Annotated in this window: 12 protein-coding genes; all 12 read right to left on the bottom strand. The window is 58.2% G+C overall.

From position 1 onward, the window contains the following. Window positions 1-290: hypothetical protein (locus MR825_RS08490; protein WP_287880168.1), on the bottom strand; the 290-nt coding region annotated here is incomplete at its 3' end. A 92-nt stretch (window positions 291-382) separates the two neighbouring features. Further along, window positions 383-1,393 (bottom strand): DUF5067 domain-containing protein, encoded by a 1,011-nt coding sequence (locus MR825_RS08485; protein ID WP_116721480.1) that lies wholly within the window; start codon window positions 1,391-1,393, stop codon window positions 383-385. Between the two features lie 12 nt (window positions 1,394-1,405). Further along, window positions 1,406-2,872, bottom strand: coding sequence for a hypothetical protein (locus MR825_RS08480; RefSeq protein ID WP_287880165.1), 1,467 nt, complete (start codon window positions 2,870-2,872; stop codon window positions 1,406-1,408). Window positions 2,873-2,896: 24 nt separating this feature from the next. Beyond that, window positions 2,897-3,580: a TIGR00266 family protein gene (locus tag MR825_RS08475; protein ID WP_116721478.1), complete on the bottom strand. Its 684-nt coding sequence runs from the start codon at window positions 3,578-3,580 to the stop codon at window positions 2,897-2,899. 48 nt (window positions 3,581-3,628) lie between these two features. Continuing rightward, on the bottom strand, window positions 3,629-4,477 hold the full coding sequence (locus MR825_RS08470; RefSeq protein WP_287880163.1) for a DUF4428 domain-containing protein: 849 nt from the start codon (window positions 4,475-4,477) through the stop codon (window positions 3,629-3,631). 25 nt (window positions 4,478-4,502) lie between these two features. Beyond that, the gene (locus MR825_RS08465; RefSeq protein WP_087347549.1) at window positions 4,503-4,904 is read right to left on the bottom strand and encodes a hypothetical protein; all 402 of its coding nucleotides are present in this window, start codon (window positions 4,902-4,904) and stop codon (window positions 4,503-4,505) included. A gap of 44 nt (window positions 4,905-4,948) precedes the next feature. Continuing rightward, complete coding sequence (locus MR825_RS08460) at window positions 4,949-5,791, bottom strand: hypothetical protein (RefSeq protein ID WP_116721477.1); 843 nt, start codon at window positions 5,789-5,791, stop codon at window positions 4,949-4,951. 119 nt (window positions 5,792-5,910) lie between these two features. Beyond that, window positions 5,911-7,335, bottom strand: a complete 1,425-nt coding sequence (locus MR825_RS08455) for an SPFH domain-containing protein (RefSeq protein ID WP_116721476.1) — start codon at window positions 7,333-7,335, stop codon at window positions 5,911-5,913. Window positions 7,336-7,364: 29 nt separating this feature from the next. Continuing rightward, window positions 7,365-8,699, bottom strand: a complete 1,335-nt coding sequence (locus MR825_RS08450) for a hypothetical protein (RefSeq protein WP_287880156.1) — start codon at window positions 8,697-8,699, stop codon at window positions 7,365-7,367. Window positions 8,700-8,914: 215 nt separating this feature from the next. Next, entirely contained in the window at window positions 8,915-10,351 is a 1,437-nt protein-coding gene (locus MR825_RS08445; protein WP_287880153.1) for an S-layer homology domain-containing protein, read from the bottom strand. 126 nt (window positions 10,352-10,477) lie between these two features. Continuing rightward, entirely contained in the window at window positions 10,478-14,068 is a 3,591-nt protein-coding gene (locus tag MR825_RS08440; RefSeq protein WP_287880150.1) for an InlB B-repeat-containing protein, read from the bottom strand. 59 nt (window positions 14,069-14,127) lie between these two features. Then, the gene (locus tag MR825_RS08435; RefSeq protein WP_287880149.1) at window positions 14,128-14,511 is read right to left on the bottom strand and encodes a hypothetical protein; all 384 of its coding nucleotides are present in this window, start codon (window positions 14,509-14,511) and stop codon (window positions 14,128-14,130) included. Window positions 14,512-14,804: the final 293 nt, after the last annotated feature.

Genomic DNA, 14,804 nt, shown 5'->3' with positions numbered 1-14,804 from the left:
GCCGCGCCGAACATGGTCTGCGGAAAAGCCATTCTCTCCCGCAGCCAAACAAGAGATTGTTCCGCTTCCGCGGAGAATCCGGTCGGTGTCGGCTGCATATCCGATCCCCCGGCCCCCGGGCGCAGCTTTTCCGGCAGTTTTTGATCGGGCATACCAGACAGCGTCTCACCATCGGCGCTTCGATTTGGTTCGTCTGTTCCCGCTTGCTGTTTTTGCGCGCAGGCACAGAGAGACAGCACCAGAACCAGTATTAGAAAAAATGCGATCACTCGTTTTGATGTCCTTTTCATAACTGCTCCTTTCAAACGTCACTGCTCCATACCATTGCGCAAACGGGGATCGCTCCGCCCCAAATGGGGCGGGAACGATCCCCATTCTGGTGTCATCCGATGCTGTCCGGCATAGGCTCCTCCGCATCGATCAGAGGCAGATACCAGCTGTCATAGAGATTGGGCAGATCCTCCTCGTCCACATCCACCCAATAGGTCCCCCACGGGCGCAGGTAGATATCATAGTGGAACGCATCTCCGCCGTTTTCGTAATCACCGTCAATGTGGATCATGTCCCCATAGTCCACCAGTCCCGGGTCAACGATCCAGTCCCCGTGCTCCAGCGCAATATCCGTGAAGGCGCCGCCCTCGGATGTCATGGTGCCATATATGCTGGTCCCATCATCACTGAGGCTGACCGACGCGGAGACCATCGGTTCCGACTTCGTGTAGTCCTCATCCCAGAGGGTGACAGTGCCCGTGCCGTCCCCGCCGATGTCAATGGCGCCGCAGATGTCCCACCAGGCGCCCTCCAGATCCTCGTAGTCGCCCGAGCAGCCGGTCATGATCCACCAGCCGTACCAGTCGCCGTTCCACCAGTCCAGCAGTATATCTCCGGTTCCGGTATCCTGACCCGTACCGCTTCCCGCCGCTTCCCGGCTGAGTGTGGACGGATCGACGGTGATCTTACCGGTTTTGTCGCCGAACGCCTCCTCAAAGGTCACCTCGACCTTGCTGGTGGTATCCGCCAGCACAAAGGCGGTGCGGAGTTCAAGGGTTTCACCCGGCGCGACATCCGTAAATTGACTGTCGATCACCGTGTCGTAGGAGTCGCTGTTCGCAAAGACGGTGGCGATAGCCAATTCTGCGCCGTTCTGTATCGCTGTTTCAGAGATGGACCATACATAGGAGCCGCTGTCCTTGCTGTTGTTGGTAAAATCCAGCGTCAGGACCAGCGCGTCGTTTCCATCTGAGTCCTCCATGATGCTGGCCCCCTTGTAGAGCAGCGCATAGTCCCCGATCTGGAGCGAATTGGACTCTTTCGGGTCGTCCTTGCCGCAGGCGGCCAGACTGAGCAGCATCGCCGCCGCAAGCAGGACGCAGAATAACCTCGTGCGTTTCATGTCAGATCCTCCTTAAAAGCCGCTGAGTTTGAATGCCACCAGTTCCATTGCGGACTCGTCGGCTCTGTCTTCGGTCATAATGGCAAGGATGCTGCCGTCAGCCAGCTTCGCGCCGCCGCAGAACCAGGGATAGTCCGTGCCGAACAGGTCGCCGTCATCCGCCTCGCCGAGATAGGTGCCGTCCTTGGTCCAGAGCACCACCTCACGCATATTTCCGTCCAGGGCCAGATAGCCATTTGCGGTCTGCGTAATAAAGGTAATGCTTCCCAGGCCGCTTCCGTCGGAATCTGCCAAAGTCATTTGCAGCGCGCCATTGCTGTCATAGACAAACACCTTGTGACCGCTGCCATCCACGGCAGACCCGCAGACATAGATGTGGCTGTCGTCGATCAGCAGGTGACTGAGGATGTCCACTTCCTGGAATACCATGGGCTCCGTCTTGAGGGCTCCGCCGGAGAGCGTGATCTTTTCACATTCCGGGCCGGAGAACCAGCTGACGCCCCAGGTCCCGGATGGGTGCATGGTGACGTGATCCGGGCCCTCATAGGACGCCGTCTGTGCGCCGTCCTTCCAGCTGATCAGCGGCTCCATAAAATTCGCCAGCCAGAGGGTCCCTGTGGTGTCGGCGGAAATATCCTCATATTCCGCGTCCAGCACAATATCCTCCGCAAAGTTCAGAGATGCGCCGTCGTAATCGAAGCGCTTCAATTCTCCGTCCACCAGAAGGTAAGCCTGATCTCCTGTGACAGCAGCTGCGTGATTGAAGGTCTCCTTTGTGATGATGCAGTCTGTAATAGGCAGCCACTGGCTGCTGAGCGTGTGCGTCCCCACCATGACGCTGCGGGGCTGGGCGGAAAAGGGCTCACCCTCCCAGTACCAGGGGCCATCCTCGTTTCCGGTATCCTCCAGATGGATCGTCAGGCCGGAGAGCAGCTTGTCTACACGCTCATCCTCGTACTCGCCGATGATCTCCATAAATACGGTGGCTCCCGCGCCCTCCACCCGGTTCATATACCGCAGGCAGGGGGAGCCCCAATAGTTTCCTTCTGCTTTGAGGCAATCGATGCCGCCGACGGGAGTAAGATCATAGGCCTGATCGACTGCATATTCGTACTCGTCAAAGCCGTAGCTGGTGAGATAGTCCCGGAAGGTATACGGATCTTCCACAGAAACGCGGATCTCCGCATCGACGATGCTTCCATCCTCGCCTTCCTTGGGAAGCGTCAGGATGATCTTGGAGGATGTTTCATCGTCATGAAGGTCGTCCTCCTCATAGACCCAGCCGTCCGCCTCATCGTAAGTAAGATCCCACAGATTTGTATGGATCGTTGTTCCGCTTCCCGCTTCCACAGGAGGCTTTGTCTGCTCGGTTCCTTCCGATGTCGAGCTGGGCTCCGGGTTGTCCTTGCCGCAGGCAGTGAGGCTGAACAGCATCAGCGCCGCAAGGAACAGGCACGACAGCTTGAACTTGGTTTTCATGGCCATTCTCCTCTCTGTCCTTTCTTATTTTTTGTTGCTGAAAAACGGCGTCAGCAGCTCGGCTACCTTGCTGATGGGCATGGTCTGCAGGATCACCTTGCCGGGTCCCCGGACAACGGTATTGAAAATACCCTCTCCGCCCAGGAGCATGTTCTTTGCGCCCTTGACCGCAACCACATCCATGGTGCAGCTCTCCTCCATAGCCGCCAGGTACCCTGTGCTGACCAGAAGCTCCTGTCCGGCGCTCAGGTCATACTCTGCCGCGTGACCGTCGATCTCAATAAAGGCGATCCCGTTTCCGCTCAGTTTCTGCATGATGAAGCCCTCGCCGCCAAAGATGCCGGAGCCCAGTTTTTTCTGGAAGTGCATGGATAGTTCCACACCCTCCTCAGAGGCAAGAAACGCGCTTTTCTGCACAATCATGGACCGGCCGGCACTGATGTTCAGAGCCTTGATGGCCCCGGGAAAGCTGGAAGCGAAGGCGATGAACCCGTCCCCACCCTCTGCGGTGAACTTGTTCTGGAATGCGGAATCACCGGACACCAGCCGCCCCAGCATCTTCTTCATACCGCCTCCGGTGGTGGTTTCCATTTTCATATTTGGGCTCATCCAGCTCATGCTGCCGCTCTCCGTGATCATGGATTCGCCTGGGGACAATTCACATACGACGACCGGCAGATTTTCTCCTAAAATTTCATACTTCTTCATGGTGAAGCTCCTTTCATTTTCGTTGTTTTCTATTGCTCCAAGATATTCTTATCCGTTGATTGCGCCGCCGCAAAACTCGCAGCAGCCGCTGGCATCCGGTGTGGTGGTCGCCCCGCAGTACGGACAGGTCACCGCCGCCTTGGGTGCTGCTGCCGCGGCCGCTTCCTCCCGCGCCTGCTGCCGGACCTGCAGCAGCGCATCCCGGATCTCACAGCCCATTTCCTCATATTGCCGGTATTCCACGCTGGAGCGCACCTCCTCCGCGTTGGAGGTCAGGGAGCCGCCGCCCATTCCGCCGGCTTTAGCCCGGAGACCCCCGCGGGGTCTGCGCATGGCGTTGGGCCCATCCAGCAGTGTTTCCTCATCGTTATCCACTGAGCTGCTGTTGAGTTGGAAGCGGATCTCGCTGAAATAGGGATTGTTGACGTTGATCACGATGTAGAAATCGTAGGAATAGGCATACCGTTTGGGATTGAAGCTCTGCCGCTCTCCATCCTTATCCCTGTATTCGATCTCCGTCCTGCGCTCGTCGATGTCCAGCTTGCAGCCGGTCACATCGGAGAAGGACAGCACATCCGGATTGGCCTCCTCCCAATTTCTGGCGGAGGTGACCATAAACAGACCCGCATCCTCGTCCAGCAGCACCTTGGTACGCTCACCCAGAGTACGGGTGGTGCGAAAAGAGGATACCTTGGCTTGATTGGTCTCCCGGTAGGCCAGCTGCTCCTGGATCTCCGCCACCGTGCTCTGGCGGCGGTCGCTGAACCAGGGGGAGAGCTTGGCGGCACATTCCTTGCACAGATTGCCGTCCTCCAGCTTGCGGTTGCCCAGCAGCCCGATCTCGCCGCCGCAGACCGAGCATTCCTTTTTATCAAATAGTTTTCCAAAGAGCCCCATCATCTGCACCCCTTTCTGAAGCCGCTTACGCGGTGCCCTTCATCTGCATGGCGCCGTAGACATACAATCCCGGCAGCAGAAGGTTGAGCACCAGACTGGTGATGCTGAACTGGCCTCCGCCTACAAAACCGATGATGATGGAGATGATCGCTAAGATCGCAATGATAATGCCCCATTTGACGCAGGAAGCGGCCTTCTGGGGTGCGCTGCAGGCCCCGATGCCCTTAATGCCCGCGATAAACTGGATCACAGAGGCCACAGTCACAAGAATGGAGCTGGCATAGAGCAGGCCGGTACCCTCCGCGCTCCCCGACAGGGCTGCCAGGGCGCTGACGCCGAGAATGGCGATGACGCCGGCGATGGCGGCGATGATGCCGCCGATGATCATGAGAATGGATGTGACTTTCAAAATCTTCTGACCTTTCATTTGTAGTACCTCCTATGTTCTGTTTTTATGGATCGATTTGCGTACTATGGCTGTTCATCCAGCAGGCACAGGGCCAGCTCTGTAAAATACGCCCGGAGCTGCTTCGCTGTTTCCTGATCCAATTTCTTCTGCTGCTGTTTGCCGTCAGAGTAATAGAGGGTGCAGGCCGGCTTTTCCGAGCTGCCGTCCGGCTGTTCTTCCAGACGGATCTCCTCCGCAAACGCGGTGAAGGCATCCCACTCCTCATCTGACACGGCCCAGTCACTCCAGATCTCCTGCTTCCGACCGGACGGGGTAAATCTGGCCCGGAGGATATATGGGGCGTCCTCTCCGTACACAACAGACGGACCCCGGTCGAATTGGAAGGAATAGTCCTTGGAGAAGAGAGCCCCAGACTGACCCATATAGAAGCCGCTCAGCTCCGGCGTGGCATAGCGGGGGATCTCCCGTCCAATGGGGTCGGCCAGCTCCTCCAGCAGAGCGATCAGCGTATGGATACGGCGGTCGTTTGGCGGATCATAACGGATGCTCCGTGTTCCGTCTTCTGTGCTCCAGGTCAGGATCAGGCTGGTGGAGTCCCCGCCATCCATGACTTCGATCCCCGGTGGCAGCTTCACCTCACGCCGGTTTTCCGGGATGGGCTCCATCAGCGGGTAGAGCTCCAGAATGATCTGCTCCACATCCGACCACTGAGCCGCGGTGATGGGGACATTCTCTTTGGTGGACGGATGATACCAGTCCTCGTCCTCCGCCGTATCCGGAGCAAGGGCCGGATAATAGCTTGTTTCCAGAATGGCCTCCGGCGAAAGCGTGATGGCAAAATCCGCTCTGGCAACCATGCCGCTGGTGTGGCTGTATGTGACGCCGGTCAAGGTACCGGGCGGCACGGCAGATTTCTTCTGTATGGATGAATCACCTCCCTGATGACCTCTGAAACAATATCCCGCAGCCGCCAGAAGCAGGAACAGACCTACAACAGAAAATACGGCGGTTTTTCTTCCACGGGTCATCCCTGCACATCGCCATCGTCAAAGGGATCGCCGCACTCCGGGCAGAACTTGGGCGGATGGGCGGGATCATCTGGCTCCCAGCCACATTTGTCGCATTTGTACTGGGGTACGCCAGCGGGCTTTTTCGCCCCGCACTCCGCGCAGAATTTCCCTTTGTTCACCGCGCCGCAGGAACAGGTCCAGCCGTCCGCTGCGGGCCGGGGCTTGCCGCACTCTGGGCAGAATTTTCCGGTGACAGCTGCACCGCAGGTACACTGCCAGCTCTCTGCTGCCGGCTTGGGCTCCGGCTTTTTGCTGCCGCAGTTAGGGCAGAAGCTGCCGGTGATGCCGCTTTGTCCGCAGGCGCAGGTCCAGCCAGGGGCGGCAGGCGGGGGCGTGGGTACAGGTGCGTGTGCGGGCTGAGCCTGCTGCTGCGCGCCCATCTGATAGAGGTTCTGGGCGTTCATGCCGCCCATCTGTCCAGCCATCCCCATGCCCATAAAAGCCATAGCGGGACCGGCATTGGGGTTGCTGGCCGCGGACTGCATGGCGCTGGCCTGTGCGCCCACCAGATGGGCCGCCGCCCGGGTGGGGTCCATAAAGGCCGCGTTGCGCTGCAGCTCCTTGATCATCTGCTCATCTTCCTCGTTGGCCTTGACGCTGGAGACGCCAAAGGAAACGATCTCCATGCCCCGCAGGTCCCGCCACCGGGAGGAAAGCTGCTCGTTGAGGGCATCGGCCAGCTCCAGGGTGTGGCCGGGAAGGGCGGAGTAACGGATACCCATTTCCGAGATCTTTGCGAATGCGGGCTGCAGGGCGGTGAGCAGCTCCGTCTTCATCTGCCCAGCGATCTGCTCGGTCTTAAAGTCCTCGCTGACGTTACCGCAGACATTGGTATAGAACAGCATGGGGTTTTTCAGGCGGATACTGTACTCGCCGAAGCAGCGGATGGCGATATCGATGTCGATACCCGCCCGCTGGTCCACCACCCGGAAGGGGACGGGGCTTGGGGTTCCGTACTTGTTGCCGGTGAGCTCCTTGGTATTGAAATAGTAGATGCGCTGGTCCTTGGGGGCCTCGCCGCCGAAGGTGAAGCGCTTGCCGATGTTCTGGAACACGCCCTTGATGGATTCGCCCAGATCGCCGGAGAAAAGGCTGGGCTCGGTGGACATATCGTAGGTGTACTCGCCCGGCTCGGCGCACATATCCACCACCTTGCCCTGCTCCACGATGAGCATACACTGGCCGTCTGCCACCGCGATGACAGAGCCGTTGGTGATGATGTTGTCATCACCCTTGGTGTTGCTGGAGCGGCCCGTGACCTTCTTTTTTCCTTTGACGGCCAGTACATCCGCGGGAATCGCTTCGCAGTAGAAGAATTCCTTCCACTGGTCGGCCATCACGCCGCCGGCGGCTCCCAATGCAGCTTTGATCAGTCCCATAATGCGATCTCCTCTCTTGTTTTATTTTGTTATGGTGTCAGGAATGTCCACCCATCCACCAGATACCCGTTTGTGTCGGTGATGGGCCAGAGGTACCAAAAATCCTCCCAGGAGCGCTTGATGTGCAGGCACAGGTTCGGTACGCCTTCCGGGATCGTCAGGGAAAACCACCGAGGTTCATCAATGTTGAGCGTTTCGTCGTACAGGATCTCGTCCGTGACCCAATCCAGAAGCCGTCCGCTGTCATCCCACAGGGGCTCGCCCGTACAGAACCGGATCTGTGTTTCATACCAGCGCCCCACCACCAGCAGCCTGTCCAGTCCATCCGGCTCCAGCTTTGTGACCGGCAGTACCTCCAGCCATGCGGATACATCGTCCGGTGGGTTGGGCCAGTAGAAGGTCAGGCAGTCAGAAGGCTCCTCATACAAAGCCGTCTGCAGCGTTTCCGGCAGGAATGCGTTTACCCGCTGGTAGACCGCCGTGCGGACCGCCGGAGCGCCGTCCGTCTCGTAATGCTCCTGGAGATACAGCGTATCCGGATCGGTCAGCGTGAGAAAGAACTCCGCGCCGGTATCATCGTGAAAGAGCCGGACGCTCCAAAGCTCGTTGGAGAGGCCGTGGAACAGCGGTTCCTCCAGCAGCTCCGTCCGAAGCTCGACTTCCTGCCGGTATTCCGGCTCATCCGTATCCAGAAAGTTCGCGAAATAATAATCCGCGCTCAGCACATATCCCTCGATGGCGTCGCTCCACCTGCTTTCAAAAACCAGCGTGGAGGCCAGGCCTTCTTCCCGGGCGTTATAGCTCCAGCCCTCCACCTCGCCTGTGGTCATGTGCCATGTCCCATGCAGGTTTGCGATGCACAGTTCGCCGCCCGGGCCCGGCCGCTCCGCTTTTTCAAAATAGAATCGATCCCCATAGAAGGATTCCAAAATGATGCGGCCATCTTCAATGCGGCCATTCATCTCACCATCTTCATCGCCGTCCGAACTTGTCAGCCGCAGGGTGTGATCCGCGCCGAGCCACCAGGTCCCGCTGCCCAGATAGCTGTTAAAGCTGTCGCCCAGGACCTCACGGAATTGCGCCGTTCCGTCCTCGTTGAGAAAGAGATCGGCCCACCACCGCTCCGTGGGCATCTGGCTCACCTCTGTGCGGTCAAAGAGATCGTTGTAGGACTCGTGCTGTACAGCCGTCCAATAGGTACCGCCCAATGAACTGTCGGAGTTATGGTCGGACGGAGGGGCGGAGGTCGCTGTGTCATCAGGAGACTCGGGCGGCCCTTCTTCTCCGCCGCCGGGGGTGCCGCCGCAGGCCGTCAGGCAGAGCGCCAACAGCAAGACCAGCATAGACTTCCATACTCGTTTCATCTCACTGCACACCTTGACATCATCATTTTCCTGTTTGCAGTTACTTGCATGACGACACCTCTTTTCTTTCTGTTTTTGTTCCGTTGCGCTCTACTATGGTTTCATTTTACCGGGTGCCGCTGTTTTGCGCCCTACCCGCAGCGGGTAGTATTTCGGACAAAACGCAAAAAAGCGGAGCGGCATTTACCGCTCCGCTTGGTAAGAATATCCTGTTATTATTCCATATACCGATAGAGGAAAGTGACAATCTGGGCGCGGGTGCAGTTGTTATCCGAACCGAACAGGCCATTGCCGATCCCGCCGGTGATGCCCTTGTTCGCCGCCCATGTGACCGCGTCGGCATAGTAAGCGCCGGCCTTTACATCACTGAATACACTTCCTCCGCTGACCGCAGGGCTGCCCGCCGCACGGTACAGGAAGGTGACGATCTGAGCGCGGGTACAGGTAGCGTTGGGGCTGAACTTACCGCCGCCCGTGCCGCTGGTGATGCCGTTCTCAACGGCCCAGGCCACCGCTTTGGCATAGTAGGCATCCGCGGGGACATCGGCAAAGCTGTTCATGCTCTTGGTGGCGGGAGATCCGGCAGCCCTCCACAGGAAGGTGACCGCCTGGGCGCGGGTACAGATGCCGTTGGGAGAGAAGGTGGTGGCGCTGGTGCCGCCGGTGATGCCCTCGTCCACAGCCCAGATCACGGCGTCCTCATAGTAGGAGCCGGCGGGCACATCGGTGAAGGGGTTCTTGCCGGTGGTGGTCAACGGCTTGAACGTGGCCTCCACGGTGACCTTGCTGTCGGGCATCGTAAAGGTAAACTTGCCGTCGCCCTTGTCGGTGAGCTTGAGTTCCTTGTCGTTGCCGTCCAGAACGGTGAGGGTATCGAGCAGATAGCCCTTGTCGGGTTCGACTGTCAGGGTGACAGTGGTGCCCTTGGCAGCGGACTTGTGGCTCGCGGTCACATCGCCGTTCTTGGCGCTCTTCACGGTGATGGGATAGGTGGTGACACCACCGCCGCCACCGCCGCCGGTGGAGCTGTTCTTCTCGAAGATTGCCTTGACATCCACATCGCTGTCCGGCATGGTGAACTTGTTGTTGGTGATTACAAGTCCTGTCGGAGATATGACCTCCCACTCCTTGAAGTGGTAGCCAGTGTTTGGCGTGGCAGTCAGGGTGATCTCCGTGAGAGCCTCAGCAGTGGAGGGGTTGGCGGAGGCCGTGCCGTTGCCGTCCGTTTTCACGGTGACGGTGTAGGTAGTGGGGGTAATAACGCTGTTTTCCCACAGCGCTTTGATCTCGGTATCCTCGAGCACGGTGTAGGAATCTCCTACCGTGTACTCCGTGTCGCCGATCCCCCAGGCCTTGAACTGCTGGTCGGCGGGAGCGGTGAAGCCGCAGGCGGGCAGGATGTAATTTGTCCCTGCCTTGACGGTCACGGGTCCCATGCTGCCGCTGCCGCCGCCTGCGTTGAAGGTTATTGTACAATCCTCAAGCGGCTCTCCATCACCCACAGTAACCGCCGCATCGGGGCTGGCAAAGTGGTTGTTATCCTCCGCATAGCGGACGAAGTAATTGCCAGCCGACAGGTTCTCAATCTCCGTGCCGCTGCACGCCGTATAGCTGCTGTCACCTGCCGCGCGGTATTCCATCTTGTCGGTCACACCGGTGATCTTGCCGTCGCTGCCGCCCTCAGTGGTAGGCGCGACACCGGCTAAGCCGTTAGGCGCTTCCTGCGTGGCTTTGCCGATACTCCACGCCGCGGTTACGGTGTCGGTGCTGCCGTCCGCCTATTTGCCTGTATTGGAGGTGACGCTAACGGTGTAGTCGCCCGCGTCCGTGGCGGTGTTGCCGGTGATATTCATAGTGGCGGGATCATAGCCGCTCACGGTCGCGGTATGCACAGAGCCATTGTAGGTGTAGGTTCCTGTGACGCTGATGCCGGGCTTTGCAGGGTCGGTAGGCGCAGGCACGTCCTCCTCGAAGATAGCCTTGACCTCCACACCGCTGTCCGGCATGGTGAACTTGTTGTTGATGATTACAAGCCCTGCCGGAGATTCGACCTGCCACTCCTTGAAGTGGTAGCCGGTGTTTGGCGTGGCAGTCAGGGTGATCTCCGTACCGGCCGCAGCGGTGGAAGGATCTGCTTCACCGGTGCCGTTTCCGTCATTGATGACCGTGACAGTGTACCCGGTCGCAGCGGAGTTATTTTCGAACTTCGTCTCGCCGCAGCCGACGCGCCGGCAGGTGTAGAGAATGCCGTTGCTCTTACCCTGCGTTGCGGGGCTGCCGCCGTCCCAGTCATGGCTGAGCTTGTTGATGACATGGCCGTAGCGGAAAATCTGTCCGCAGTCGCCCGTGCACTGGCAGTCGCCGCTATAGCCTGTGGTGGTGCATCCGGGCTCAACCTCATTGATCAGCTGGTAGTTACCGGCGATTTCGTGGAGGGACGGGGTAGAGGCGCCCTTCTGTGCGATCTTATTGCACGCTGTGCAATATTGGTTACCGGAATAGCCCTTCTCGGTGCAGGTCGCCGCTCTTACATCCCGCAGTTCAAAGGGACCGCTGTGCCTGAACTCGCCAGTCTCGCCCTTTACGGTGCCGCCGCAGGCCGTGCAGCGGTAGTCGCCCTCATAGGCGCGGTGCCTGCAGTCGCCCGTGCTGGCGTTATAGCGTTTGCCGCCCTGGCTCGCGTCTGTGGTGGCCGAGTTGGTCGTGCCGTAGTAGTACAGCGGCTGCAGCGTGCCGGTATGGCCGGCGTTTGCAGGCGGGTAGATATCCGAACCTGCACTTATGACATGGCCGCAGTCCGCGCAGGCGGTGTCGCCGGTGTAGCCCTTGCGGTCGCAGACCTGCGCCTTCGCATTCAGCACCGTGGTGCCTCCGCTGTGTGTACATTCGGAGTAGACCGGCTCGAAGAAGAATCTGCCGCCGCCGGGCGCGCCCATGGTGCTGAACTCCGGAATCGTGCAGCCCCACTCGAGGGCAGAGCCGTTGGTCACCAGCTGGAACAGGGTCTTCGCCTCGCTGGCATCCCAATTTTTATGAACCGGTGCCGTGCTGTCAGACACGTTGTATTCGCGGAGATACTCCACCTTCCAGCCGATGGCTTTCTGACCGGTTTTCTCCTCGGGATAAAGCTTGATCTTGTCACCGGGCTTGACGATCATACGGGTTGCCCGGCCGTTTTTCACCGTCACAAGGGCGGTGTCCTTTGTCCAATGATCGGCTCCTCCGTCATCATCCTTGTCGATTTTCGTCTTTGTGTACTCGCAGACGCTGCATTCGGCCTCCATGCCGCCTTTGCCGCCCTCGGTATCGGGGTTTTTGACCACATTCCAGCGGCCCCAGCTATGGGGAACCATGATGAACTCCTCGCAGCCGGGTATTTTGCACTTTTCGGGGTGGGCATAGCCGGACTCAAGGATGAGCTGCTCCACCGTCTTGGTCGAGCCGCCGATGTTGAAGGTATACTCATAGATACTGCCGAAGCCGGTGCAATCCCAGTTCCAACCGTAATCATGGACATGGCTCTTCACAAAAATGAAATAGTCGCAGACGGTCCAGACGAGCATGTCAACCCTGCCGCCGCCCACCGCGTCATAGCTTTTTTCAAGCTCAAAGGTATGCGGGAAGATGCGCTCCTTGGAGCCGGTGGTCATATAATGCGCTTCGTAATAGCCTGCTTCGAACAGGCACGCGAGCTTGTGGCCGTCGCTTTTGCGAACGCCGCCCACGACACCGTTATGGGTAACCCCATTCTTATCGACCCAAGTGACCTTGTATTCCGGGGTCCTCTCGCCGTCGTCGGTGAGCACAGGCACACCCGCCTGCTTATAGCTGTAGGCATGGGTGGCAGTCAGCTTTGCCTCCGCCGTTTTCAGGGTGTCCGAAGCATCGCCCTTTCTGCCGATGATGCAGAAGTAGGAGTAGTCATCCTGGCAGGCCTCGGCGGAAACCGACAGCTTCAGCGTGGGGGTTTTCACGCCCACATAATACGATGTCTCCTCCATCTCGTAGTACTTACCCGTCGCATTATTCTTCAGATACCACTGATAGGTCAGCTCGTCGCCCTTCAGGCTCTTTGCCGTGACGGAGAAGGTGACCCAGTTCTCGTACAACAGGCCGTTTTCCGGCTCTTCATTATAATCGACGTAGATAGTGGTCTTGCACTTGACGCCCTTGGGCTGGCGGGTGATGACGATGGAGCTGCCGCTGATGTAGCCGCAGACCTTGCACACGCCCTTGGCGTCGGACTCATGGCCGGCAGGATTCAGCTTTTCGCCGTCGCAATAGCGGCAGGGGTGCCAGTGCTGCGTTCCGTCAGCCTCCCAGGTGGCGGAGGCTATGTGCGTATGCCCGGCGCCGCCGTGCTCTGCTTTCAGATGATCCTCAAAATCAGAGTCGCTGAAGCACCAGTCGTCATGATCGCAGCCCATAGCGCGCACGGCATCTAGGCAGCAGTCCGTGCAGCGGTTATCGCAGCCGTCCTCGCAGGGATCGCTGTCGTGGAAGCACAGGCCGCAGTCCTCGCAGAACTGATCCGCATAGTCCGTGTCCATTGCGCACATCCCCTCGGAGCAGTCGGAGTTACCCTCGCAGCACGCCCTGCACAGCTCGCAGGTGTCGCAGAACTCGTCCTCGTCCTCCTTATCCGTGACCCAGCCGTCGCAGCCCGGGCAGATGTGCTCGTCCCACTCGGCGCTTTCCACGCAGGTCTCGCCGTCCGGGCAGCCGCCGGCATCGGAGTTATCCCTGCAGCACTCCAGGCACAGGCCGCAGTCCTCGCAGGACTCCCGGTTCAGCAGGCATTCCTCGCACTGCTCGCAGGCCGTGTGGCAATCGACGCAGTGGATGACGCCGGTATCCTCGTCGTCCACGCACTCGTCCACCGAACCGAAGCAGCTGTTGCACAGCGAGCAGTGCATCGGGTCGCTGTCATCGTTTGCGCAGTCATCGCAGAAGCCGCAGGAGTCGCAGATGGTTATGGAGCAGCAGGGGCCCTTATGACATTCGCCGCACAGCTGGTCATCCTCGCCGATGTAGCACTTGGCGCAGGTGGAGCAGTGCGTATCCTCCATGCACTCCGCGCACTTGTAGCACTCCTCGCACCAGTAGGGCGTGTCTCCAAAGCACACACCGCAGTCGTTGCAATGGGTTTCAACCCAGCACTCGTAGTTGCAGTCAATGGTGCAGAAAAGGCAGTCACACATATATTCGCTGCCAAAATGGTAGTGGTCGCAGTTAGGACAATCGAAGCCGTCGTCGTAGTCATCCCAAAAGGCATGGACGGGAACCGCAGCGCCCGACATCAGTGAGGTCAGCAGCACAAGCACCAGCAGGACGCTGACGATGCGGATTCGTGTGTTCGTTTTTGTCATACTTAATTTTCTCCCTCAAAATCATTTTGAAGATTTTTATGCGTTTTGTCGTTGTCTGATTAAACGCTGTCGATTACCGAAGCAAAATAGTTTTCGGATACCGAACCGAAGAGAAAAGCGTCTATCAGACCCTCGCGCTTTGCCTGCCGTACCTTTTCGGTCAACTCTCCGTCTGTATCGTCATCCACAAAGAGAATGACCCGGCAGTTTTCCGTGTTCCGTTTTACCTTGTCACGGATTGCCATTCGTTCTTTGAACATCCAAGGCGAATACGCCTTGACCTCCATTAAAAGCACATCCGGTCGATGCGTTTTGCACCACTCGGCGGTTGCGTCCGGCGACTCGGAAATCACAACCTGGCAATCGTCCAATTTTTGCATCAGCATTCGTTCCATGGTGTGCGCATGGATATCGCTCTGAATGTCCAGAACGATCTTTTTCATCATTCATCACCACCTTCTAAAAGCACAACCCTGATCTTACAGTATCTATTGTACGGATTTTTTGGCGCTTGTCACTGGCACTTGTGCCAGTAACAGAAGAAAAATTTCGATTTTTTTCAAAAAATTTTTGCCTTTCGGGCGCGAAAAACCCCTTGGCTGTACGGTCAAGGGGTTCAGTCTCTCTTATTTGTCTTTTAAGGTGGTTACCATGAGCTTGTTTTCAATGGCGGTTGCAACCAGTGCTTCTCTGCTTTCAAAGCCGCCCTTTTCCACCATATCGTCCAGGTTCCAGC

Source organism: Lawsonibacter sp. (assembly GCF_022777125.1).
In the GTDB taxonomy this organism is placed as follows: domain Bacteria; phylum Bacillota; class Clostridia; order Oscillospirales; family Oscillospiraceae; genus Lawsonibacter_A; species Lawsonibacter_A hominis.
This window is presented reverse-complemented; position numbering and strand designations above follow the sequence as displayed.